The sequence below is a fragment of the Streptomyces sp. NPDC008238 genome, assembly GCF_042956445.1.
GTDB lineage: Bacteria > Actinomycetota > Actinomycetes > Streptomycetales > Streptomycetaceae > Actinacidiphila.
Genome location: NZ_JBIBGK010000004.1, coordinates 300,708 through 324,084, shown reverse-complemented (window position 1 = coordinate 324,084; position 23,377 = coordinate 300,708). Strand labels below are relative to the sequence as shown.

The 23,377-nt window shown below is 73.8% G+C and carries 17 protein-coding genes; 2 read left to right on the top strand and 15 right to left on the bottom strand.

Annotated elements, in window-relative coordinates:
* Positions 1-24: 24 nt before the first annotated feature.
* From ACFZAU_RS13770 to ACFZAU_RS13730, 9 genes are all read right to left on the bottom strand, one after another.
* Entirely contained in the window at positions 25-1,050 is a 1,026-nt protein-coding gene (locus ACFZAU_RS13770; protein ID WP_500552277.1) for a glutamate ABC transporter substrate-binding protein, read from the bottom strand.
* Positions 1,051-1,067: 17 nt separating this feature from the next.
* A complete protein-coding gene (locus ACFZAU_RS13765; RefSeq protein WP_500552276.1) occupies positions 1,068-2,471 on the bottom strand; it encodes a GlnX family signal transduction membrane protein in 1,404 nt (467 codons plus the stop codon).
* A gap of 207 nt (positions 2,472-2,678) precedes the next feature.
* Positions 2,679-3,695: an N-acetylglucosamine kinase gene (locus tag ACFZAU_RS13760; protein WP_500552275.1), complete on the bottom strand. Its 1,017-nt coding sequence runs from the start codon at positions 3,693-3,695 to the stop codon at positions 2,679-2,681.
* Positions 3,686-4,948, bottom strand: a complete 1,263-nt coding sequence (locus ACFZAU_RS13755) for a 6-phospho-beta-glucosidase (RefSeq protein ID WP_499599006.1) — start codon at positions 4,946-4,948, stop codon at positions 3,686-3,688. The genes ACFZAU_RS13760 and ACFZAU_RS13755 overlap by 10 nt, the downstream gene beginning before the upstream one ends.
* A complete protein-coding gene (locus ACFZAU_RS13750) occupies positions 4,945-5,850 on the bottom strand; it encodes a carbohydrate ABC transporter permease (RefSeq protein WP_500552274.1) in 906 nt (301 codons plus the stop codon). The genes ACFZAU_RS13755 and ACFZAU_RS13750 overlap by 4 nt, the downstream gene beginning before the upstream one ends.
* A 5-nt stretch (positions 5,851-5,855) precedes the next feature.
* Positions 5,856-6,803 carry a carbohydrate ABC transporter permease gene (locus ACFZAU_RS13745; protein ID WP_500461659.1) on the bottom strand — a complete coding sequence of 316 codons (948 nt, stop codon included), beginning with the start codon at positions 6,801-6,803 and terminating at the stop codon, positions 5,856-5,858.
* A complete protein-coding gene (locus tag ACFZAU_RS13740) occupies positions 6,803-8,140 on the bottom strand; it encodes an ABC transporter substrate-binding protein (protein WP_500552273.1) in 1,338 nt (445 codons plus the stop codon). The genes ACFZAU_RS13745 and ACFZAU_RS13740 overlap by 1 nt, the downstream gene beginning before the upstream one ends.
* Positions 8,141-8,250: 110 nt before the next feature.
* Positions 8,251-9,417: an ROK family transcriptional regulator gene (locus tag ACFZAU_RS13735; protein WP_500552272.1), complete on the bottom strand. Its 1,167-nt coding sequence runs from the start codon at positions 9,415-9,417 to the stop codon at positions 8,251-8,253.
* A 323-nt stretch (positions 9,418-9,740) separates the two neighbouring features.
* The gene (locus tag ACFZAU_RS13730; RefSeq protein ID WP_500461656.1) at positions 9,741-10,799 is read right to left on the bottom strand and encodes a mechanosensitive ion channel family protein; all 1,059 of its coding nucleotides are present in this window, start codon (positions 10,797-10,799) and stop codon (positions 9,741-9,743) included.
* A gap of 233 nt (positions 10,800-11,032) precedes the next feature.
* Between ACFZAU_RS13730 and ACFZAU_RS13725 the strand changes: the two genes are divergently transcribed.
* The gene (locus ACFZAU_RS13725) at positions 11,033-11,569 is read left to right on the top strand and encodes an HNH endonuclease (protein WP_499598993.1); all 537 of its coding nucleotides are present in this window, start codon (positions 11,033-11,035) and stop codon (positions 11,567-11,569) included.
* Positions 11,570-11,682: 113 nt separating this feature from the next.
* Here the strand turns inward: ACFZAU_RS13725 and ACFZAU_RS13720 are convergent, their stop codons facing one another.
* The 4 genes from ACFZAU_RS13720 to ACFZAU_RS13705 form a co-directional block, all read right to left on the bottom strand.
* The gene (locus tag ACFZAU_RS13720; protein ID WP_500552271.1) at positions 11,683-13,062 is read right to left on the bottom strand and encodes an FtsX-like permease family protein; all 1,380 of its coding nucleotides are present in this window, start codon (positions 13,060-13,062) and stop codon (positions 11,683-11,685) included.
* Positions 13,059-13,754: an ABC transporter ATP-binding protein gene (locus tag ACFZAU_RS13715; protein WP_499598991.1), complete on the bottom strand. Its 696-nt coding sequence runs from the start codon at positions 13,752-13,754 to the stop codon at positions 13,059-13,061. The genes ACFZAU_RS13720 and ACFZAU_RS13715 overlap by 4 nt, the downstream gene beginning before the upstream one ends.
* Positions 13,751-14,290: a PadR family transcriptional regulator gene (locus ACFZAU_RS13710; RefSeq protein WP_500552270.1), complete on the bottom strand. Its 540-nt coding sequence runs from the start codon at positions 14,288-14,290 to the stop codon at positions 13,751-13,753. Before ACFZAU_RS13710 ends, ACFZAU_RS13715 begins: the two co-directional genes overlap by 4 nt.
* 119 nt (positions 14,291-14,409) lie before the next feature.
* Entirely contained in the window at positions 14,410-17,850 is a 3,441-nt protein-coding gene (locus ACFZAU_RS13705; protein ID WP_500552269.1) for a beta-N-acetylglucosaminidase domain-containing protein, read from the bottom strand.
* Positions 17,851-18,045: 195 nt separating this feature from the next.
* Here ACFZAU_RS13705 and pepN point away from each other — a divergent pair, with 195 nt between their 5' ends.
* Positions 18,046-20,616: an aminopeptidase N gene (gene pepN, locus ACFZAU_RS13700; protein WP_500552268.1), complete on the top strand. Its 2,571-nt coding sequence runs from the start codon at positions 18,046-18,048 to the stop codon at positions 20,614-20,616.
* A gap of 178 nt (positions 20,617-20,794) precedes the next feature.
* Here pepN and ACFZAU_RS13695 read toward each other — a convergent pair whose 3' ends face one another.
* Together ACFZAU_RS13695 and malQ are read right to left on the bottom strand one after the other, a co-directional pair.
* Positions 20,795-21,031, bottom strand: coding sequence for a hypothetical protein (locus ACFZAU_RS13695; protein ID WP_500461697.1), 237 nt, complete (start codon positions 21,029-21,031; stop codon positions 20,795-20,797).
* Positions 21,032-21,079: 48 nt separating this feature from the next.
* Positions 21,080-23,164, bottom strand: coding sequence for a 4-alpha-glucanotransferase (gene malQ, locus ACFZAU_RS13690; RefSeq protein WP_500552267.1), 2,085 nt, complete (start codon positions 23,162-23,164; stop codon positions 21,080-21,082).
* Positions 23,165-23,377 lie beyond the last annotated feature (213 nt).

Genomic DNA, 23,377 nt, shown 5'->3' with positions numbered 1-23,377 from the left:
TCCAGCCGGTCCCCGTGCTTGCCGTCAGTCCTTGTAGAGCGGTTGCGGCGGCCCCTCGATGCCGGGGAGGTCCGCTTCCAGCCAGGTACGGTACGCCTGCATCCAATGGCTGTCCGCGCCGCCGCCGCGGTAGTCCTCCAGCACCCTGTTGACCCGGCGCACCAGGTCGGTGTCCTTGTCGTTCATCGCCACGCCGTAGTACTCGGTGGTGACCGGTTCGCCCACCAGCCGCACCGCCGGGTCCTGCGCCGCCTGGCCGGCGGCAAGGGCGTTGTCGGTGAACACGGCGTCGGCCTCGCCGAGTTGCAGCATCACCAGGCAGTCCAGCTGGTTCGCCACGAGGAGGACGCGCGGCCGCAGCCGCTCCTTCTCCTTCTCCAGCTCGGCCTGGGCGGTGCTGCCCTGGGCGACGCAGATCCGTTTCCCCCGCGCGGAGGAGTCGAACCCCTTGATCGCCGAACCCTGACGGGGGACCAGCAGCTGCTGTCCCGCCTCGAAGTAGGCCGTGGAGAAGGCGATGTGCCGCTCCGTGATCCGCTCGCAGGTGATGCTCACGGTCCGCACCAGCAGGTCCACGTCGCGGTTGTTGACGGCGTCGAAGCGCTTGGCGGTCGGCACGGTCCTGTACAGGATGGCGTCCTCGTCGCCGAGGATGTCCTCGGCGATGGCCTTGGCCAGGTCGATGTCGAAGCCGACGATCTTCCGGGAGGCCGGGTCGCGGTAGCTCCAGCGGTAGCTGTTCTGGTCGACCCCGACGACCAGCTTGCCGCGCTTGCGGATCCGCTCGACCGCGGGACCGCTCGCGGAGGACGGTCGCAGGCTCGCCTCCGGGTGGCCGCCGCAGTCGTCGTCGGCCGCGGCCTTCCCCGGCGCCGCGGCGGGACTCCCGGTGGCCGTCGTCCTGGCCTCCGGCCGGCCGTCCCGGCCCGCGCCCTCCTTCGGCGGCAGCACGGCGGCGGCGGCCGCGACGGCGGCCACCAGGGCCGCCGAGACCACGGCACCCCAGCCCCGCCCGCGCCACCGGCGCTGCCCGTGTCCCTCGCGTCCCATCGGCGGCCTCCCCCCGCTCACCGGTACTCCGAAAGCCGGCGCCCGATGCCGAGCACCGCGCCCGCGGCGCCCAGCACCGCCAGCAGCGCGGCCCCCGGCACCAAACCGCCCAGCGCGCCGCGCCCGTCGGCGGCGGCCTGTTCGAACTCCTGCTGCTCGTGCGCGACGGCACGGGCGAGGTCGGTGTCCACCTGGTCGAAGCAGAAGCCGGTGTACTGCTCGGGCCGCCCGCCGTCCTCGTACGTGCCGCCGATCGTCTGGGCCACGGCGTCCAGGTAGTTGCCCTCGTCGTCCTTCTCACGGGCCTCCGCGTGCAGCCCCCACCAGGCCTTCGCGGCCTCCATGGCGGAGGTGACGCTCTCGCGGCCCCGGTCGTCGTCGGCCAGGCCGAGCGCCTGCGCCAGCAGGCCCGTCCGGCCGTCGGCGTCCGTGCCTGCCAGGCCCTGCAGTTGCTTGTCGTACGCCGCGCTGTAGGCGTCCCCGCTGCCGCGGGCCACGAGCGTCAGATTCTCGTTGCCCCGGGCTTGCAGGGTCTGGATCCGGGCCTCGTTGAGGATCTGCAGCGACTGCGCCCCGTGCGCGTAGGAGTCGTCGAGCTTCGCGCGGGCGACACCGTGCCCGGCGACCAGCCACAGCAGGACGACGGCGGTGGCCACCGTGCCCGCCACCATGCCCGGGTTGAACACCCGCTGCGTGCGCCGGTACGAACGCCGCTGCGCCCACACCAGCGCGGCCAGCGCCACGACGCCGAGCGCCCAGGCGGCCAGCGGCAGCACCTTGGCGTCCGCGTAGTCCTCGCCCAGCCGCTCGGTCTCGATCGTCCACAGCTGCTTGGCGTCGGGGAGGATCTCCTCGCTCATCATCTTGTTGGCGCGCCGCAGGTACGCCCCGCCGACCGGGAAGCCCTGGCGGTTGTTGGCCCGGGCCCGCTCGACCAGCCCGGTGTAGACCGACAGCCGCTGGTTCAGCCGCTCCAGGCGTTCCCGCGCCTGGGCGGAGTCCTCGGAACTGGCCGCCGCCTCGGCGATGTTCCGCGAGGCCGTACGGATGTCCCGGGCGTACCGCTCGCGGTCCTGCGCGGGATCGTCGCCCCCGGCCAGGAAACCGCCGGCGGCGGTGGCGTCGGCGTCGGCGAGCGAGCGGTAGATGTCCGCGGCACGCGCGCTCAGCGGCCCGCTGTGGTGGATCACGTCGTCGGCCGCGGCCGAGCGCTCGGTGATCTGCCACGCCGTCACCGCGCCGAACGCCACGACGCACAGGGCCAGCAGCACCCCGATGACGCGCAGCCTGCCCGGTTCCGTGGTGGCCGCGGCGCGCCACGCGCGTGGTCGCTCCACCCACGCCCGCGGTCGCCTGCCGCCGGGTGCGGGCGTGTCCACCCGCACGGTCGGCGACTCCGTCTCCATCGGCGTCCGTGTCACCTGCCGGCCCTCCCCCCGACCCGTTCGCCCGCGCGACGAGCCCATGACCAGCAGTATGACCGTCGTCACAGACATCCACCCAGGGATTGCGTGGATCTTGCCGTCCGACACGGTCCGACCGCCGCCCGTGGGTCCCCCCGCGCGCCGCCCCCTCGCAGCTCACCACGCACGGGGGAGCGTGTTCGGTTCCCCCGGCGTGCGCGCCGGTCACGACACGGAGCCCACCGATGCGTAGTGCGCCCGCAGCCGCGCGTGCGCCTCGGCGGCCGCGCCCGTGCGGTCCAGGCCCAGCAGGGCGGCGCCCAGCACCGGCGGCGAGGTGACCACCCGGGGTACGGCCTTGGGCGCCGCGGCGGCCAGCAGGGAGGTCACGGAGTCCATCAGCAGGGGGTGACGGGCGGCCAGCACACCCCCGCCGAGGACGACGTCGGTCTCCTCGTCGAGGAGGCCGAGCCGGCGCAGCGCGACCGTGGCCATGACCACGATCTCCTCGGCCTGCCGCTCCACGATCGCCCGCGCGACCGGGTCGCCGTCCTGCGCCGTGGCGAAGAGCACCGGGGTCAGCTCGTGCTTGCGGGAGACCGCGACACGGCCCAGGTGGAGGGCCTCGATCAGGGCGTACATCGAGGTCAGCCCGAAGTGCCCGGGCAGCGTCGTGGCGAGCGCGGTGGAGCCGCCACGGCCGTCCTCGGCGCGCGCCGCCCACCACAGGGCCTCGTCGGCCAGGCCAGCCCCGCCGCCCCAGTCGCCGGAGAGGTGGCCGATCGCCGGGAAGCGGGCGGTACGGCCGTCCGGGAGCATGCCCGCGCAGTTGATGCCCGCGCCGCAGACCACGGCGACCCCGCGCGGCTCGTCGACGCCCGCGCGCAGCAGGGCGAAGGTGTCGTTGGCGACGCGGGTGTCCTCCCCCCAGCCGCGGGCGTGGACGGCGAGTTCGAGCTGCTGCTCCTCGACGGGCAGGTCGGCGTTGGCCAGGCACGCGGAGACGTGCCGCACCAGCGGCCCGCCGGACCGCGGGGACAGGCCCGCGGCGTCCGCGGCCCACTCCACGATCCGCGCGATCACCTCGACCGCCGCCTCGGTGCCGACGACCTGCGGCTGGAACCCCCCGCCGCGGGCGGTGCCGAGCACCGTCCCGTCGGCGGCGACCAGGGCCACGTCGGTCTTGCTGTTGCCCGCGTCGACGGCGAGCACGCCGTCGGGGACGAGAGGGTTCAGGCCCACGCGAGGTGCTCCCGGTTGTGCGCGATCAGACGGTCGGTCAGGGCCTCGGCGTACTCGTACTGGCCGACGAGGGGGTGCGACAGCAGGGCCTTGAACACCCGGTCGCGGCCGCCGTGCACGGCGGCGGTCAGCGCCAGGTCCTCGTAGCCGGTGACGTTGGCGACCAGGCCGCCGAACAGCGGGTCCAGGGGCGGGACGGGCAGCGGGTGCGTCCCGTTCGCGTCCACGGTGGCCGGCACCTCGATGACGGCGTCGTCGGGGAGGAACGGCAGGGTGCCGTCGTTGCGGGTGTTGACGACCTGGACGTCGCCGGTGTTCCGCAACAGGGAGGAGGCGAGCGCCACGGCGGCCTCCGAGTAGTAGGCCCCGCCGCGCCGGGAGAGCAGCTCCGGCTTCTCGTCGAGGGTCTCGTCCCCGTACATCTCCAGCAGTTCGGCCTCGATGGCGGCCACCTCGGCGGCCCGGGAGGGCTTGTCCCGCATCTCCCGCACGACCTCGTCGTGGGCGTAGTAGTACCGCAGGTAGTACGAGGGCACCACACCCAGCCGGTCCAGCAGCGCGCGGGGCAGGTGGAGGTCGCCGGCGATGCCGTCGCCGTGCTCGGCGAGCAGCTTCGGCAGGACGTCCTCGCCCTCGGGTCCGCCGATCCGGACGCCGCGCTCCCAGGTGAGGTGGTTCAGGCCCACGTGGTCGAGGTGGACCTGCTCGGGCGTCACGCCGAGCAGCCCGGCGAACCTGCGCTGGAAGCCGATGGCGACGTTGCACAGCCCGACGGCCTTGTGGCCGGCCTGCAGCAGGGCACGCGTGACGATGCCGACCGGGTTGGTGAAGTCGATGATCCAGGCGTCGGGGGCGGCCCGGCGCACCCGCTCGGCGATGTCCAGCACCACCGGCACCGTGCGCAGCGCCTTGGCGAGGCCGCCCGCGCCGGTGGTCTCCTGGCCGACGCAGCCGCACTCCAGCGGCCAGGCCTCGTCCTGCGCCCGGGCGGCCTGGCCGCCGACGCGCAGCTGCAGCAGCACGGCGTCGGCCCCGGCCACGCCCGCGTCCAGGTCGGAGGTGGTGGTCACGGTGCCGGGGTGGCCCTGCCGGGCGAAGATCCGCCGGGCGAGCCCGCCGACCAGCCGCAGCCGGTCCTCGGCGGGGTCGACCAGGACCAGCTCCTCGACCGGCAGGGTCTCCCGCAACCGGGCGAACCCGTCGATGAGTTCCGGGGTGTACGTGGACCCTCCGCCCACGACCGCCAGCTTCATCCCTTTACTCCCGTCAACGTCACGCCTTCGATGAAGGCCTTTTGCGCGAAGAAGAAGACGACGATCACGGGTGCCATGACCAGCACCGTGGCGGCCATCGTCAGGTTCCAGTTGGTGTGGTGGGCGCCCTTGAAGGACTCCAGGCCGTAACTGAGGGTCCAGGCCGCCGGGTTCTCGCTCGCGTAGATCTGCGGGCCGAAGTAGTCGTTCCAGCAGTAGAAGAACTGGAACAGCGCCACGGCTGCGATGGCCGGCTTCGCCATCGGCAGGACGACGCGCAGCATCGTGCGCAGTTCGCCGCAGCCGTCGACCCGGGCCGCGTCCGTGTACTCCTTGGGGATGGTCAGCAGGAACTGCCGCAGCAGGAAGATGGTGAACGCGTCGCCGAAGGCCATCGGGATGATCAGCGGCCACAGCGTGCCCGACAGGTGCAGCTGCTTCGCCCAGAACAGGTACATGGGCACGATGACGACCTGCGGGGGCAGCATCATCGTGGAGATCACGAGCATCATCGACAGGTTGCGCCCGCGGAAGCGGAACTTGGCCAGCGCGTAGGCGACCGGCGTGCTGGACACGACGGTCAGCACGGTGCCGAGGCCCGCGTACAGCAGGGTGTTGCGCCACCAGGTGAGGAAACCGGGGGTGTCCCAGACGGTGCCGAAGTTGCCCCACTCCCAGGTCCTCGGCCACAGGTCGCGGGTGAGGGCCTGGCTGTCGCTCATCACCGCGGTGAGGAAGACGAAGACGAAGGGCAGGACGAAGAAGAGCGCGGCTGCGATGCCGAGGGCGTGCACCGCGATCCAGTGGAGCGCCGCCTTGCGGGCGGCGTCGCGCCGGGCACCGGAGGGGAGACCGGTGGCGGGCGCCGTGGCGGAGGGGGCGAGGGTGGCGTGGGTGGTCATGGGTGTCAGTCCTCCGCCGTCAGGAAGCCGCTGCGGCGGCGCATGAGGAGCGCGGTGAAGGCCATGGCGAGCGCGAAGAGCACGAGGGCGATCACACAGGCCGAGCCGGTGTCGAAGCGCTGGAAGCCGAGGTTGTAGACCAGCTGCGGCAGGGTCAGCGTGGACTTCTCCGGGTAGCCCGGCTCGAACTGCTGGCCGGAGCCGCCGATGACGCCGCTGGCGACCTTCCCCGCCACCAGGGGCTGGGTGTAGTACTGCATCGTCTGGATCACGCCGGTCACGACGGCGAACATCACGATGGGCGAGATGTTCGGCAGCGTGACGTAGCGGAACCTCGCCCAGGGCCCGGCGCCGTCCAGCTCGGCGGCCTCGTACTGCTCCTTGGGCACGTCGAGCAGCGCGGCCATGAAGATGACCATGAGGTCGCCGATGCCCCACAGCGCGAGCAGTGTGAGGGCGGGCTTGGACCACGTCGGGTCGTTGAACCAGCCGGGCGTCGGCAGTCCGGCTTTGCCCAGCAGGTTGTTGACGGGTCCCGTGCCGGGGTTGAGGAGGAAGGCGAAGGCCATCGTCGCGGCTACCGGCGGGGCCAGGTAGGGCAGGTAGAAGGCGGTGCGGAAGAGTCCCGCACCGGTCTTGATCTTGGTGATCAGCAGGCCGATCCCCAGGCCGAACACGACCCGGAGGCTGACCATGACCACGACCAGCCACAGGGTGTTGCGCAGCGCCGGCCAGAAGAACGGGTAGTCGTTGAAGACGTACGACCAGTTCCTGACGCCGTTCCAGGTGGGGGCGGCGAACCCGTCGTACTTCATGAAGGAGAAGTAGACGGTCGAGACCAGCGGGTAGGCGAAGAAGACGCTGAAGCCGACGATCCAGGGCGACATGAAGGCGAGGGTGCGAAGCGCCTCGCGGCGGCGCTTCGCCCTCAGCATCGGGTGGACGGTGCTCATCAGCGGGCCTGCGCGATGTCCTTGTCGACCTGCTCGTCGACGCCCTTGAGGCCCGCGGCCAGGTCGGTCTGCTTTCCGGCCTCGTAGGCGTAGCCGAAGTCCTGCAGGGTCAGCTGGTAGGTGCCGCCGTTGACGCTGGCGGGGGTGGTGCTGCTGTTCGGGTTCTGCGCGATCTCCACGAAGGTGCGGAAGAGGGGATCGGCGTCGAGGTCGGGGGACTTGAGCGCGGCGAGCGTGGACGGCACGTTGTGGATGGCGTTGGAGAAGCTCACCACCGCGTCGGTGTCGGTGGCCATGTACTTCACCAGTTCCCAGGCGGCGTTCTTCTTGGCGCTGGTGTTGGCGACGCCGATGATCGTGCCCGAGAGGTAGCCCTTGCCGTAGGTGTCGGCCTGGTCGTCCGGTACGGGGAAGGGGGCGACGCCGATCTCGAACTTCGTGCCCGCCTCCTTGGCCATGCCGGCCCGCCACTCGCCGTCGACGGCCATGGCCACCTGCCCGGTGTGGAAGGGGTTCTTGGCGCCCCACTCGTCACCGAAGCCGGACCGGTACTTCTCCAGCTTCTTGAAGCCGCCGAGCGCCTTCACCATGTCCTGCTGCCAGGTGAACATGGCGGCGAAACCGGGGTCCTTGGCGACGTTCGACTTGCCGTCCGCGTCGAAGTACCTGGCGCCCCACTGGGCGGCCAGGTGCGTGGTGGTCGACTCGTAGCCGTGGAAGTTCGGCATGAAGCCGAGCTGGGAGTAGGAGTCGCCCTTGCTCTTGGTGAGCTTGACGGCGTCGGCCTTGAACTCCGAGAGCGTCTTCGGCGGGGAGGCGATCCCGGCGGCCTTGAAGGCGTCCTTGTTGTAGTAGAGGCCGTAGGCGTCGCCGAGCAGCGGCAGCGTGCAGCGCTTCCCCTCGAACTGGGTGTACTCCAGCATCGGCTTGGGGAAGGTGGTGGCCGGGTCGATGCCGGACTTCTTCAGGAACGGGTCCAGGTCGGCGAAGGCGTTGGAGGCGCAGAACTTGCCGACGTTGTCCGTGGTGAAGGAGGAGACGACGTCCGGGGCGTTGGGGCCGCCGGCCCGCAGTGCCTGGTTGATCTTGTCGTCGGTGATGTTGCCCTGCACCTTGACGTGGATGTTGGGGTGGGCCTTCTCGAACGCCTTGACGTTGGCGTCGATCGCCTTCACCTCGCTGGGCGCGGACCAGCCGTGCCAGAAGGTGATGGTCACGTCCTTGGTGGGGTCGTCGCCTGCGGTGTTGTTGCTCGAGCCCGTGCACGCGCTCGTCAGCAGGGTTATCGCGGCGGCTGCCGCGACGGCGGCCGCGGCCGTCTTGGTGGAACCGGACACTTCGCTTCCTCCGGGGGGACTTCGGGCGGTTCGAGGGTGTGCGAGACCGGCGGAGGGACCCGGGGCGGGCCCGTCCGCTGCGAGTGCGGGTGGTGGGTGGGCTGTTGCGGTCAGCGCGAGGTGTCGAACACCTCGTCGCGGGTGGTGGCGAGGGCGCTCTGCAGCGCTCCGGACAGGACGGGGTCGTTCGGTACGCCGCCGAGCACCAGCCGGGGCCGGGGCACGGCCAGTTCGGCCAGTTCGGACTGGACGAGGGAGCGCAGCGGCTCCCCGCCGGCGGCGATCACCCCGCCGGCCAGGACGATCAGGCCGGGGTCGAGGACGGTCACCAGCGAGGCGAGTCCGACGGCGAGCCCGGTGGCGAAGCGCCGCAGCAGTTCCGCGTGCGCGCCGTCACCGGTCCCCGCCGCCGCGGCCAGCAGCGCCGAGGCGCCCTCGGCCTGCGTGCCCCGCGGCACGGGCAGTCCCAGTTCGCGCGCGATGCGCAGCACCGCGTTGCAGCCCGCCAGCTCCTGGAAGCCGCCGGCGTTGGCCTTGGCGACGTGCCGGACCAGGGGGGTCCCCGGCACCGGCATGAAGCCGACCTCGCCGGCGCCGCCGGTCCAGCCGCGGTGCAGCCGGCCGCCGATCACGATGGCCGCGCCGATGCCCTCCTCGTTCCACAGCAGGACGAAGTCGTCGTGGTCCCGGGCCGCGCCGAGCCGCTGCTCGGCGACGGCGGCGAGGTTCACGTCGTTGTCGTACTCCAGGGGGACGGGCAGGGCGGCGGCCAGCTCGTCCAGGAGGGCGGGGGAGTGCCAGCCGGGGAGGTGGCTGGCGTAGCGCAGCCGGCCGGTGCTGGGGTCGAAGGCGCCGGGGGTACCGACGACGATCCGGTGCAGGTCGGTGCGGTGCAGTCCGGCCGCCTTGACCGCGCCGTCGACGGCCTGGACGACCTGTTCGACGGCGCCGCCCTGGCCGCGCCGGCCGCGGCCGGGGGTGGCGAGCTCGAAGACGCCGACCACCCGGCCGGTGATGTCGGCGACGGCGGCGCGGATGCGCTCGGTCGTCACGTCGAGGCCGGCGACGTGCGCTGCCGCGGGGTTGACCGCGTACAGCTGGGCGTTGGGTCCCGGGCGTCCGGCGGTCGTGCCGGTGGCGAGCACCAGTCCGGCCGCTTCGAGGCGGGCGAGGAGCTGGGAGGCGGTGGGCTTGGACAGCCCGGTGAGCTTGCCGATCCGGGTCCGGGAGAGGGGGCCGTGTTCGATGAGCAGGTCGAGCGCGGCACGGTCGTTCATCGCCCGCAGTACGCGCGGTGTGCCGGGGGTGCCAGGGGTGCCTGGGCTTCCGGGGGTACCGGCCACGGTCTCGTCCTCCCTCGTCGTGACGGCTCGCGCCGCAGGCTACGGCACGGGGCTGGTGGGCTGGGTGGGGTCGGAGGGGCGGGTGTGCCCCCTGTTGGTAGTTAGGAAACTTTCCTGTTGGTGAAAGGCAAGGTAGGCGCCCGTAGCCGGAGCGTCAAGGGCGGTTCGCGAGGTCGCCGCCAAAGCGTTACCGGCCGCGCCGGGGCAGGGAAAAGGGGCGCCGGGCGGTGCCCGGCGCCCCTGGAGGGCGGCGTTCGCTACTTGACCGTGCTCGGCTGGGACGACGCCGGCGCGGGCGCCAGCGGCTGGGCCGCCAGCGCCTGCGGGGAGGCCGGGTTGGCCAGCGCGGACGGCGGGGCCACGGCGGCCGAGGGGTCGGCGGGCTCGTCCTCCGCCACCGCCTGCGGGGTGCCGCCGACGATCGCGATCCCGGCCGCGTCGAAGGCCCGCTTGATCCGCCAGCGCAGTTCCCGCGCGACCGCGGCCGCCTTGCCCGGCATGGTCTTGGCCTGTGCCTGGATCAGCACGGAGTCCGAGGTCACCGACTCCAGGCCCAGCACCTCGACCGGCTCCCAGAGCACCTCGTCCCACGGCTGGTCCTTGGCCATCGCGGCGGCGGTCTCCTCGATCACCGCGCGGGCCCGGTCCAGGTCCTCCGTGTAGCCGACCTGGACGTCCACCACGGCCGTCGCCCAGCCCTGGCTGAGGTTGCCGATCCGCTTCACCTCGCCGTTGCGGACGTACCAGATCTCGCCGTTGTCGCCGCGCAGCTTGGTCACCCGCAGTCCGACCTCGACCACGGTGCCGCTGGCGACGCCCGCGTCGATGACGTCCCCGACGCCGTACTGGTCCTCCAGGATCATGAAGACGCCGGAGAGGAAGTCGGTCACCAGGTTCCGCGCGCCGAAGCCGATCGCCACACCGGCCACACCGGCGCTGGCCAGCAGCGGAGCCAGGTTGATCTTCAGTACGGACAGCACCGTCAGCGCCGCCGTCCCCAGGATCACGAACGAGGCCACGCTGCGCAGCACCGAGCCGATCGCCTCGCTGCGCTGCCGCCGCCGCTCCGCGTTGACCAGCAGTCCGCCCAGGGCGCTGGTCCCGGCGGCCTCGGCGCCGCGGTTCATGCGCTCGATGAACTTGGTGATCATCCGGCGCACGACGGTCCGCAGCACCAGCGCGATCACCACGATCAGCAGGATGCGCAGCCCGGCGGAGAGCCAGTCCGCCCAGTTCCGGCTGATGTAGTCGGCGGCGTCGGTCGCGCTCTTGTGGGCGTCGTCGATCGTCGTGACGGTGGACGGCGATGGGGACACGGGCGGAAACCTCCGGGTTGGGCAGGCTTCCCACACTAACGGGGGAGGCGAAGTGTCCCGTTGTGCTGTTCGAGCGCGACGTGCGGTGATTCAGGGCATGTAAAAGGGGTGTGGTTGAAAACACCCTCGCTCCGTTACCCGGTCATGGTGGCGCCGCGACCGGGCTTCCGGAGAGACTGTGGGCAGATCGTCCCGGCGCGAGCCACGCGCCGCCGGCGTAAAAGGAGGCACCCGTGCCGCATGTCCTGGTCCTCAACGCGTCGTACGAGCCGCTCGGCGTCGTACCGCTCCGCCGCGCGCTCATCCTCGTGCTGAACAAGAAGGCCGTGTGCCTCGAGGAATCCGGCGCCTATATGCACAGCGCGACCTGTACTGTCCCCGCTCCCAGTGTCGTCAAGCTCACCAAATTCGTCCGAGTGCCCTTTCGCGGCCCCGTGCCCCTGACCCGGCGGGCGCTGTTCGCCCGGGACGGCGGCCGGTGCGCGTACTGCGGAGGCGTCGCAACCAGCGTCGACCACGTGATCCCGCGCAGCCGCGGGGGCCAGCACACGTGGGAGAACGTGGTCGCGGCATGCCGCCGGTGCAACCACCTCAAGGCCGACCGCCACGTCGCCGAGCTCGGCTGGCGGATGCGCCACCAGCCCGCCCCGCCGTCGGGCCTCGCCTGGCGGATCATCGGGACGGGGCATAGGGACCCGCGCTGGCTGCCATACCTGCAGGCATTCGGCGCGGAGGACGCCATGGCCCGGATCGACGGCATATCCGCCTGAGACCGGGCCTTCGTGTTGTCCTGACCTGTTCCTGACCTGTTCCTGACCGGGCCCAGGGCCCCGGACCGCACCCCCGTGCCGGTCCGGGGCCCCCTTCCGGTGCCCTGCGCCCGCTACTCGTGGCGCAGCTGCGCCGGGTGCACGGTGCGCCGCAGCAGCGGCAGGCAGGCCGCGGTCGCCAGCAGTGCGGCGGCCAGGAGCCCGCCGGTGAGCAGCGCCGGCTCCAGCAGTGGCAGGGCGCGCCGCTCGGCGTTGAGCAGGACGGGCGAGATCAGCGTCAGGCCGCAGACGGCGCCCAGCACGAGCGCGGGGGCGAGGGGCAGCGCGGTCTCCAGCAGTGTGGCGCGCCACAGCACCTTCCGTGGCGTGCCCGCCGCGGCAAGGGCGGCCAGGGTCCGGCGGCGGGTCATCAGCGACTCCACGACGCCCACCGCGACGCCGCTCACGGTGACCGCACTGGCGATCAGGATGGCGAGCCCCGCCAGGTTCCAGCCGCCGATGTAGAAGCCCAGCTCGTCGGCGCTGTAGCCGCTCTCCGCGCGCAGTCCGTCCACCGCCACACGGCGCGCGGTCACCCAGCCCGCGCCCACCAGCGCCGCGAGCATCAGCACCGCGTGGGCCCGCGACGCGGCCCAGGGATCGTTCCGCAGCCGTTGCCCGGCGATCAGCAGCACCGGGCGGCCCGACCGGGCGGCCAGCCTCCCCGTGAGCAGCGCGAGCCCGGCGCTGCTGTGGAGCAGCCCGTAGACGTAGAGCGCGAGGATCACCGACCCCACCACCAGCGGCGCCGGCGCCACCCGCGTCCCCGCCAGCATCAGCGCGGTCCCCGCCAGCAGCGCGACCGGGCCCAGCAGCCAGCGGACCGCCCCGCCGCGCGGGGGGCGCCGCTTCGCGATCACGCCCAGCGGGTCGCGGGCCGACCGGCGCAGCGCGAACCGCGCCTCCGCCGTCGCCAGCAGCGGCACCGCGAGGACGACCAGGGCGGCCGGAGGCCATGGCACGGGTACGTCGGAGGGCCAGGTCAGCGCCTCGCGGTCGTCCTGCACCGCCGTGAGCAGGGCGCGCAGCGCCAGGAAGCCCAGCAGCCCGGCCACCGCCCCCAGGCCGCCCGCGGCGCCCGCCTCCAGTGCGGCGATCCGCCGGACCTGCCGCGGGCCGGCCCCGGACAGGCGGAGTGCGGCCAACCGCTGTTCACGCCGCAGGGCGCCGATCCGGGTGCACTGGCCGAGGAAGGCCAGCACCGGGACCAGGAGCAGCAGGAGCACCACGACGACCCCCGGCCGCAGCCCGGCGCTGTTGAGCAGGCCGTTGGTGTACCGGGGAGGGTCGCCCCCGTACCGGGTGCCGATCACGGCCACGACCGCGGCCGCGAGCGCGAAGCCCGTGCCGAGGGCCGCGCCGAGCGCGGTCAGCGCCAGACGCCACCACTCGCTGCGCGGGGAGCCCCGCAGCATGGCCCAGGCCAGCAGGGCGTCCCCCCGCAGCCCCCTCACCGGGTCACCTCCGCGGCGGGCTCGTCCTCGGTCTCGACGACGCCGTCCCGGACGGTCGCCTCGCGGTCCGCGTACGCCGCGACCTGGGCGTCGTGCGTGATCAGCAGCACGGCGGTGCCGGACTCGCGGGCGGCGTGGACCAGCGCCGTCATGACCTGCTCACCGGCGAGGGAGTCCAGGGCGCCGGTCGGCTCGTCCGCGAAGACCGCCTTGGGCGTGGTGACCATGGCGCGGGCCAGGGCGACGCGCTGGCCCTGGCCGCCGGACATCTCGCCGGGGCGCAGTCCGGCCTGGCCCAGGACGCCGAAGCGCTCCAGCCAGGTGCGGGCACTCCTGTGGGCCGCGGCACGCGAGGTCCCGGCCAGCAGCAGTGGCAAAGCCACGTTGTCGAGGGCGGTCAGTTCGCCGACCAGTTGCCCGAACTGGAAGACCACGCCGAAGTCGGTGCGCCGCAGGGTGGAGCGGCGGTTCTCGCCCGCCTGGTCGAGGCGCTCGACGCCGTAGTGGATCTCGCCCTCGTCGGGCCGGACGATGCCGGACATGCAGTGCAGCAGCGTGGACTTGCCGCTGCCGCTCGGTCCGGTGACGGCCAGCACCTCCCCGGGCAGCAGCCGCAGCGAGGCGCCGCGCAGGGCGTCGGTGGTGCCGTACCGCTTGACGAGGCCGTGTGCCTCGATCAGAGGTGTCGTCATGTTGAGGCGACCTCCTCGGCCAGTGCGCCGAGGCGCTGCGCGGCGTTGTCCATCCAGCGCAGGTCGGCGTCGAGATGGGTGAGGGCGTAGTCGGCGGAGAGCACGGCCGCCAGCGGGGCGCCGGCCGTGGTCTTCACGGTGGTCAGCTCGCGCATCCGCGCGATGTGGGCGGCGCGCTGGAGGCGCAGGAAGGCGGCCGGGTCGCCGTAGCCGGAGGCGATGATCGCCGTGACCTTGGCGAAGATCTCGTTGGCCGCGCTGACCGGCGCGGGCGGTACGGGCTCGCCGAGCCAGGTCCGCAGGGTCTGCGAGCCCCGCTCGGTGAGCCGGTAGGTGGTGCGCTCCGGGCCGCCGTCGCTCTCCGTGGCGTCGACCTCGGCGAGGCCGTCGCGCACCAGGCGCTGCAGGCTCGTGTAGACCTGTCCGTAGGCGAGGGGGCGGGCTTCGGGGAAGCGTTCGTCGTGCCGCCGCTTGAGGTCGTAGCCGTGGCCAGGACCGGCGGCGAGCAGACCCAGCAGGACGTTGCCGGTGCTCATGCGACGCCCCCTCCTTCTATTCACTCAATACATGTACTGAGTGAAAAGTGACACCCGTGCGGCCGTCGCGCAACGGCCCCCGGAAAGTGGTGGGTTGGGGAGGGTGGGCGGTCGCCGGCTCAGCCGGTGACGGCGTACGCCTGCAGCGAGTACAGCGAGTAGCCGTACTTGGTTCCGCGCTCCAGCCCCTGCACCCGGATGAAGCGCGTGCCGGAGGGGGCGTCCAGCCGTACGGACTCGGTGCCGCCGCGGCCGTCGGAGACCACCGCCGCGGTGTGCCAGCTCTGCCCGTCGGCCGAGGTCAGGATCGTGTAGCGGGAGGCGTACGCGTCCTGCCAGCGCAGCACCACCCGGCCGACCCTGGCGGCCCGCGGCAACTCGGCCTGCACCCAGGCGTCGTCCCGCACGGGGGAGGACCAGCGGGTCGCCGGGTCGCCGTCGGTCAGCGCCGAGGCCGGGAAGTCCGGCGTCTCGTCACCGGAGGAGGTGGCCGGGGCGCCCGCGGCGAGGTCGGGGCCGCCGGTGCGCGGACGGGCGTGCACGGTGACGGTCTGCCGCACGGTACGGCCCTCGGCGCGGAACACCAGCGGCACCTCGTACACCCCGGGGGCACCGTCCGCCGGCAGGGACAGCCGCACCGGGACCACCACCTTGCCGCCGCGCGGCAGTCGCACCGTCCCGGGCGTCACGACCGCCACGCCCGGGGGCGCCTCGGCGGTCAGCGACACCTCGGCCGCCGCCGGTGAGTCGTCGGTCAGCTCCGCGGTGACGGTCGCGGGGGCGCCGCCGGGTTCGAGGTCGGTCTTCGTGCGGTCCAGGGTCATCCGGGCCGCGGGCCGGTCCGCGTACCAGGGCACGATCTCGTGGACGACCGGCGGGCGGGCCCCCTCCGACGCCGTGACCCGCACCGCGTCGGCCGGCAGGCCCCGCGCCGGCAGTTCGGTCCAGCCGCTGCCCAGCGAACCGAGCCGGTGCCAGCCCTGGCCGGGCACCCGCACCTCCACCGACCCGGCGGCACCGGGCCCGGTGTCGGTGAGCACGGTCAGCGCCTCCAGCGGGCGGGCCGAGCCGTACTCCAGGGTCAGCCCCCCGGCGGGCACCCGGACGGTGGTGGTGGCGTCGCCGTCGGAGGCCGCCAGGGACGAGGGGTCGGCCGCGAAGGCACCGGAGGTGCCGTCGTCCTCGGTGGTCACGGTGAACTCCCGTACCGACACGGCGTTCTCCTGCGGCGCGGTCGCGCGCAGCCGCACGTACCGCGCCCGGGTGCCCTCGGGCAGCCGCACGGTCACGGTGCGGTCGTCGTGCACCGTGGCGGCGGTCCGCCAGCCGCTCTCGTCGCCCGCCGAGTACTCCAGCACCGCCTCGCGCAGGTAGTCGTCCCGCTCGGGGCCGGGCTGCGCGGCGCCCATGGCGACCCGGACGGAGTGGATCGTGCGGGTGCCGCCCAGGTCGACCCCGAAGGTGTCGTCCTGCTGCGGCGGGGCGTCGCTGGCCCAGGAGGTGCCGTCCTTGCCGTCGGTCATCAGCGACGGGTCGGTCGACCGCGCCGAGCCGAGGGTGGCGGTGGCCTTGCGGCCCGTGGTGCGTACGCCGGTCCACGCGTCCGCCATGGCCAGCGACGTGGCGAGGAACGGGTCGAGCACACCCTGGCCGACGGTGGCGGGGCTGTCCGCTGTTCGCCGGCGGGCCCGCTCCAGCGCCAGCCGGTGCCTCCAGGCCCCGGTGCCGTCGCCGGCGCGCAGCGCCACCAGCATGTCGACGGCGTGTTCGCCCGCCGAACCGTAGCGGGCCAGCAGGCTCAGCCACGGCCGCAGCTCGCCGCCGATGGAGCCGCCCGCCGGCCCGTCCAGCCGTTCCGGGGCGCCGCGCATCGTGGTGAACTCCGCGCGCAGCCGGGCGGCGGCCGCCACCACCCGGTCAGGGCCGCCGTGCGCGTAGGCGTCGAGGAACTCCGCGATGAGCGGCCGCAGGTACGCCGACTCCGACCCGTCCAGCGCCGAGGAGGCCGCGTTGCCCGCCAGGGCGCGCAGCGCGTCCCGCGCCCCGGGGTCGGGGCCCGCCAGGTCGTCGATCGCGGCGCGCCAGGACGCGGCGCGGTCGTACCCGCGCGGGTTCCACGCGTAGTCGGCGACGGTGAACAGCGCGATCCGGGAGGCGGCGGGCTGCCGCATCGCCGCCGCCAGCAGGCCCGCGGTGGCCGTCGCGACCGCGGGCTCGCGTCCGGTGTAGGGGCCGAGGAAGACCCGGTCCTCGGCGAAGTCGTTGACCGGGTAGTCGTCCATCGTCAGCAGCGGGTGCTGCAGCGCCGCCCGCGCGTCGGCGACCTGCCGTCCGGTGATCTCCCCCGGGACGACGCCGACGCCCGTCCACGCCACCTCCACCCGCCGGTCGAGCTCCCGGGCCAGCGTGCGGCGGAAGTCGGTGGCACCGTCCTGGTAGTACTCCGTCGGCAGCAGCGACAGCGGCACCGCGGCCCGGTGGCGCTCCGCCAGGTGGACGGCGAGCGCGTCGGCCACCTCGGCCTGCGCCCGGGCCGCGGCCGCCGGGCCGTCGCCGTAGGCGTCCGCGTCGTCGTCGCAGTGCCACTCGCTGTAGCTCACGTCCTGGAACTGCAGCTGGAAGGCGCGGACTCCCAGCGCCCACATCGCGTCGGCCTTGCGCAGCAGCGCCCCGCGGTCGTCCTGCGAGGAGAAGCACAATGCCTGGCCCGGCGACACGGCCCAGGCCAGGGTCACGTGGTTGGCCCGGGCCCGCTCGGCCAGTTCGCGGAACTCCGCGCGGCGCGCCGCCGGGTAGGGCTCGCGCCAGCGCTCCTGGCGGTAGGGGTCGTCGCCGGGGGCGTACAGGTAGCGGTTCTGCTTGGTGCGGCCGAGGAAGTCCAGCTGGGCGAGGCGCTGTTCCCGGGTCCAGGGCTCGCCGTAGAAACTCTCGGCGACGCCGCGGGTCGCGGCCGCCGGCCAGTCGCGGACGACGACGCCCGGCAGGCGGCGCCCGGTCGCCAGCTGGCGGAGCGTCTGCACCGCGTGGAACAGGCCGTCCCCGCCCGTCCCGTCCAGCGCGACGACCTCATGGCCGCCGGTACGGCCCACGGCCAGCCGGTAGCCGCCGGAGGGCAGGTCCCCGGTGGGCGCGGCGCCCAGGGCGCGCAGCGCTCCGGCGGCCCGCGGGCCGCCGGCGTACACCACCAGCCCGCGCGGTCCGCCGGCGTCCTCGTGGAGCGTGGTCACGCCCGCGCCGCGCAGGACCGCGCGGAGGGCGTCCAGGGCGTACGGGTCGGCACCCGGCCCCGCGACCAGGGTCGCCGTGTCCGGCACGGCGACGGAGGCGCCGCGGGCGCGCAGCGACTGCGGCCTGGGGTGGACGGCCGGCAGGGCGCCGGCCGTCACGGTGCCGTCTGTCGCGGTGGAGGCCGTCGCGGTGTCGTCCGCCACGCCGGGCGCCGCCGGAGGGGTGGCGGGCGGGGTGGCCAGGGCGACCGGTGCGGTCCCGAGCAGTCCGCCGACGACGGCGGCGACGAGTGCTGCCGTGCGGGTCGAGGCGGTTCTCCTGCCCGGGGTCATGGTCCGACAGCCCATCACCCGCACGGAGGGCGTGTCAACGTGCGGACGCGCCCCCTGCGCCCCGTGCGCGCGGCCCGTACCGCCGGTAGCCGGCGGCGGCCGGGGACACGGCCGGACCGCCGAGGGAAAACCCCCGGCCGTCCCACCCCTCCCGCGTGCGAGGATGGCCGAAAACCCGACGAAGGAGACGGACACGTGCCCGGCACGAACCTCACACGCGAGGAGGCGCGGCAGCGAGCGCGCCTGCTCACCGTGGACACGTACGACATCGAGCTCGACCTGAGCGGGGCCCAGGAGGGCGGCACCTTCCGGTCGGTGACCACGGTGCGCTTCGACTCCGCCGAGGCGGGTGCCTCGACCTTCATCGACCTGGTCGCCCCCGCCGTCCACGAGGTGGTGCTCAACGGCACCGCGCTGGACCCGGCCGAGGTCTTCGCGGACAGCCGGATCGCCCTGCCGTCGCTGCAGGCCGGCGCCAACGAGCTGCGGGTCGTCGCGGACGCGGCGTACACCAACACCGGCGAGGGCCTGCACCGCTTCGTCGACCCGGTCGACAAGCAGGCTTACCTCTACACCCAGTTCGAGGTCCCGGACGCCCGCCGGGTCTTCACCTGCTTCGAGCAGCCCGACCTCAAGGCGGCCTTCACCTTCACCGTGAAGGCCCCGGCCGGGTGGACGGTCGTCTCCAACTCCCCGACCCCCGAGCCGGCCGGCGACACGTGGAGCTTCGCGCCCACCCCGCGCATCTCCACCTACATCACCGCGCTGATCGCCGGTCCCTACCACGCCGTGCACAGCACCTGGGAGGGCGAGGGCGGCCGCAGCGTGCCGCTGGCCCTGTACTGCCGCCCGTCGCTGACGGAGTTCCTCGACGCCGAGGCCATCTTCGCGGTCACCCGGCAGGGCTTCGACTGGTTCGAGGAGAAGTTCGACTTCCCCTACCCCTTCGCCAAGTACGACCAGCTCTTCGTGCCGGAGTTCAACGCCGGCGCCATGGAGAACGCGGGCGCGGTCACCATTCGCGACCAGTACGTCTTCCGTTCCAAGGTGACCGACGCCGCCTACGAGGTGCGCGCCGAGACGATCCTCCACGAGCTGGCCCACATGTGGTTCGGCGACCTGGTCACCATGGAGTGGTGGAACGACCTCTGGCTCAACGAGTCGTTCGCCACCTACACCTCCATCGCCTGCCAGGCCTACGCGCCCGGCAGCAGGTGGCCGCACTCCTGGACGACCTTCGCCAACTCCATGAAGACCTGGGCGTACCGGCAGGACCAGCTGCCGTCCACCCACCCGATCATGGCGGAGATCAACGACCTCCAGGACGTGCAGGTCAACTTCGACGGCATCACCTACGCCAAGGGCGCCTCGGTCCTGAAGCAGCTGGTGGCCTACGTCGGCATGGACGCGTTCTTCACCGGCGTCCAGGCGTACTTCAAGCGCCACGCCTGGAAGAACACCCGCCTGACCGACCTGCTGTCCGCCCTGGAGGAGACCTCCGGCCGCGACCTGAAGACCTGGTCGAAGAAGTGGCTGGAGACGGCCGGCATCAACATCCTCCGCCCGGAGATCGAGACCGCCGCCGACGGCACCATCACCTCCTTCGCCGTCCGCCAGGAGGCCCCGGCGCTGCCGGCCGGCGCCAAGGGCGAGTCGATCCTGCGGCCGCACCGCATCGCGGTCGGCGCGTACGACCTCCAGGACGGCAAGCTGGTGCGTGTGCAGCGCGTCGAGCTGGACGTCGACGGCGAGCTGACCGCGGTGCCGGAGTTCACCGGCGTCAAGCGCCCGGCCGTCGTGCTGCTCAACGACGACGACCTGTCCTACGCCAAGGTGCGCCTGGACGAGGCCTCGCTGGCCACCGTCCGCGAGCACCTCGGCGACTTCACCGAGTCGCTGCCGCGCGCCCTGGTGTGGGCGGCCGCGTGGGACATGACCCGCGACGGCGAACTCGCCACCCGCGACTACCTGGAGCTGGTGCTCTCCGGCATCGGCAAGGAGTCCGACATCGGCGTCGTGCAGTCCCTGCACCGCCAGGTGAAGACGGCGCTGGAGCTGTACGCGGCCGACGGGTGGCGCGAGACGGGCCTCGCCCGCTGGACGGAGGCGGCGCTGGAGCACCTGCGCGCGGCCGCCCCCGGCAGCGACCACCAGCTCGCCTGGGCCCGCGCGTTCGCCGCGACGGCCCGCACCAAGGAGCAGCTGGACCTGATCGCGGGGCTGCTCGGCGGCACCGAGACGATCGAGGGCCTGGCCGTCGACACCGAGCTGCGCTGGTCCCTCCTGGAGCGGCTGGCGGCCACCGGCCGTGCCGACGAGGAGGCCATCGCCGCGGAGCTCGGCCGGGACGCCACGGCGGCCGGCGAGCGGCACGCCGCCACCGCGCGCGCCGCGCGTCCCACGGCCGAGGCTAAGGCCGCGGCGTGGGCCTCGGTCGTCGAGGCGGAGACGCTCACCAACGCCGTCCAGGAGGCGGTCATCGCGGGCTTCTCCGAGCCCGACCAGCGCGAGCTGCTGGCGCCGTACACGCAGCGCTACTTCGCGGCGGTCTCGGACGTCTTCGGCTCCCGCAGCCACGAGATGGCCCAGCAGATCATCGTCGGCCTGTACCCGGCGCTCCAGGTCTCCCAGGAGACCCTGGACGCCACCGACGCCTGGCTGGCGGCGGCCGATCCGGCGCCCGCGCTGCGGCGCATGGTGACGGAGTGCCGTGCCGGCGTCGAGCGGGCCCTGAAGGCCCGGGCCGCGGACGCGGCGGCCGGCTGACCGTCACCCGGAGCCGGACGAGGCCCCCGCGGCGCACCGCCGCGGGGGGCCTCGTGTCCTTCCGGTGCTCCTACCGCCCGGGAGCCGACGCGCCGTCCGGGCGGGCACCGGCGGCGGCCGGGAACGCCTGAGACCGGGCCGTGGTGCTCCGCGGCCCGGTCAGCGAGGTGCGAAGGGGTCAGCCCTGGGACTTGCGGGACTTGTCGGTCACCATGACCAGGCCCGCGATGACCAGGAACAGGACGACCGGCAGCACGAGGTACAGGCCCAGCGTCTCGACCACGCTCAGGCCGGGACCCGGGTCGTCGCCGTCGTCGCGGGTGTTCGCGAACGCGGGGGACGACATCAGCAGCATCAGCGCCGTGCCGGCCGTCACGGCACCGGCGCGCAGGGCGTTCTTGTTGGGCTTGTCCACGCTCTCAAAGTAGCGAACGCTCCCGCGGCCCGCGCGTCCGGGGTGGTGTTACGGCCCGTCCGGCCCCGCCATCGCGGTCCGCACCTCGTGCGCCAGCGCGTGCAGCCGCGGCGAGGCCGTCAGCTGTTCCAGGGTGAGCGGGCGCCCCTCCGGGTCCGCGACCGGAAGCCGCCAGTTGGGGTACTCGTCCCAGGTGCCCGGCAGGTTCTGCGGACGGCGGTCGCCGACCCCGTCCGGCAGCCACACCCCGACCATCCGGGCCGGCGTCCGCGCCAGGAAGCGGTGGACGGCCTTCACGACCGCCTCCTCGTCCCGGGTGCCCTCCGGCAGCATGCCGAGCCGGCCGAGCAGTGCCAGCCACTCCGCGACCTCCACCGCGTCCTCGGCCTGCTCCACCTCCAGCGGCCGGGTCAGCAGCCCCAGCCGGTGCCGCAGCCCCACGTGCTCCCCGGTCAGCCGGGCGGTCGTCGTGGGCAGGTCGTGAGTGGTCACCGTGGCCAGCGCGTCCGCCCGCCAGGCCGAGGGCGGCAGCGGCCGGGCGTGCGCGGAACCGCGGGCCCCCTCCCAGTCCCGCTCGAACCAGAGCACCGACGTGCCGAGGATGCCCCGGTCGGCCAGCTCCTCGCGGACGCCCGGCTCGACCGTGCCGAGGTCCTCCCCTATGACCACGGCACCGGCGCGCCGCGCCTCCAGCGCGAGGACCCCGAGCATCGCCTCCGCGTCGTAACGGACGTACGCGCCCTGCGTCGGCGGCTCGCCCTCGGGCACCCACCACAGGCGGAACAGCCCCATCACGTGGTCGATGCGCAGGCCCCCGGCGTGCCGCAGCACGTTGCGCAGCAGGTCGCGGTAGGGCGCGTAGCCCGTGGCGGCCAGGGCGTCCGGGCGCCACGGCGGCAGGCCCCAGTCCTGGCCGTGGGCGTTGAAGGCGTCCGGCGGCGCGCCGACCGACATCCCGTGGGCGAGGGCGTCCTGCAGCGCCCAGGCGTCGGAACCGGAGGGGTGCACCCCGACCGCGAGGTCGTGGACGATGCCGACCGCCATGCCCGCGTCCCGGGCCGCACGCTGTGCCGCGGCCAGCTGGGCGTCCGTCAGCCAGGCCAGCCAGCAGTGGAAGTCGACCTGGTCCAGCCGCTCGCCGCGGAGCCGCGCGACCTGCCCCGAGCGCGGGTCGCGCAGCCCCGCCGGCCAGCGGTGCCAGTCCGGGCCGTGCAGCTCGGCCAGCATCGACCAGGTGGCGTGGTCGTCCAGCGCCTGCCCCTGCTCCGCGAGGAAGTCGCAGTACGCGGCCCGCCGTCCCGGCGACAGCGGCACCTTGCGGACCAGCGCGAGCGCCTCGCGCTTCAGCTCCCAGACCGCGTCCCGGTCGATCAGGGCGTCCTTGAGCAGCACCGAGTCGCGCAGCACCGCCGCCTTGCGCAGCAGGTCGGCCGCCCGCTCGCGGTCGTCGGCGTCGAGGTAGGCGTACTCGGGGATCTCCTCCACCCGCAGGTACACCGGGTCCGGGAAGCGCCGCGAGGAGGGGCGGTACGGCGACGGGTCTGTCGGATGTCCGGGCACGGCCACGTGCAACGGGTTGACCTGCAGGAAGCCCGCGTGCAGCGCCCGGCCCGTCCACGCCGCGAGGTCCGCGAGGTCCCCGAGGTCGCCCATGCCCCAGGACCGCGAGGACAGCACGGAGTACAGCTGCGCCATGAAGCCCAGGACCCGTTCCGGGGGGCCGGGCAGCCGCTCCGGCGCCACGACGAGCTGCGCCTGCGCGCCGCGCCCGTCGGGTGCCTGCGCGCGCAGCACGTGCCGCCCCACGGGCAGCGGCGCTTCCCCGTCCCAGGAGGTCTCGGTGCCGTCCTCCGTGGTCAGCCGCAGCGCAGTGCCCTCGGGCAGCCGGTGCCGCAGTGGACGTCCGCTGCGCATCACGACGCTGCGGGGGAGCAGCCGGCGCCCCGCGCGGTGGTCGTGCTCGGCCAGCGCGTTCCGCACGGCCGCCGGGGTCGAGGCGTCGACGCCCAGCGCGGCCAGCACCGCCACGACCGTCCCGTCCGGCACGCGCACCTCGCGGTCCGGCGACGGACGGTAGGTGACGTCCACCCCGTGCAGCGCGGCGAGTCTGTCCCGGTCGGCGGCTTCGGTCATGGGATGCCCTCCTGGGGCGTCATCGCGGGTGCGCGTTCTCCGGACAGCCTCAGCCATACCCACTGCGTGGCGGGGCAGTCGCATTCCGTGCACGACGTCACCGCCCAAGAGTGGCGCCCCCGGCCGCATCGGACGCCGCGCCCTCCCCGCGAGGGCGGACCCGGTCAGGCGCCGGCCCACCGTCCCCCGAACGGCCCAGGCGGGCGGGGACGT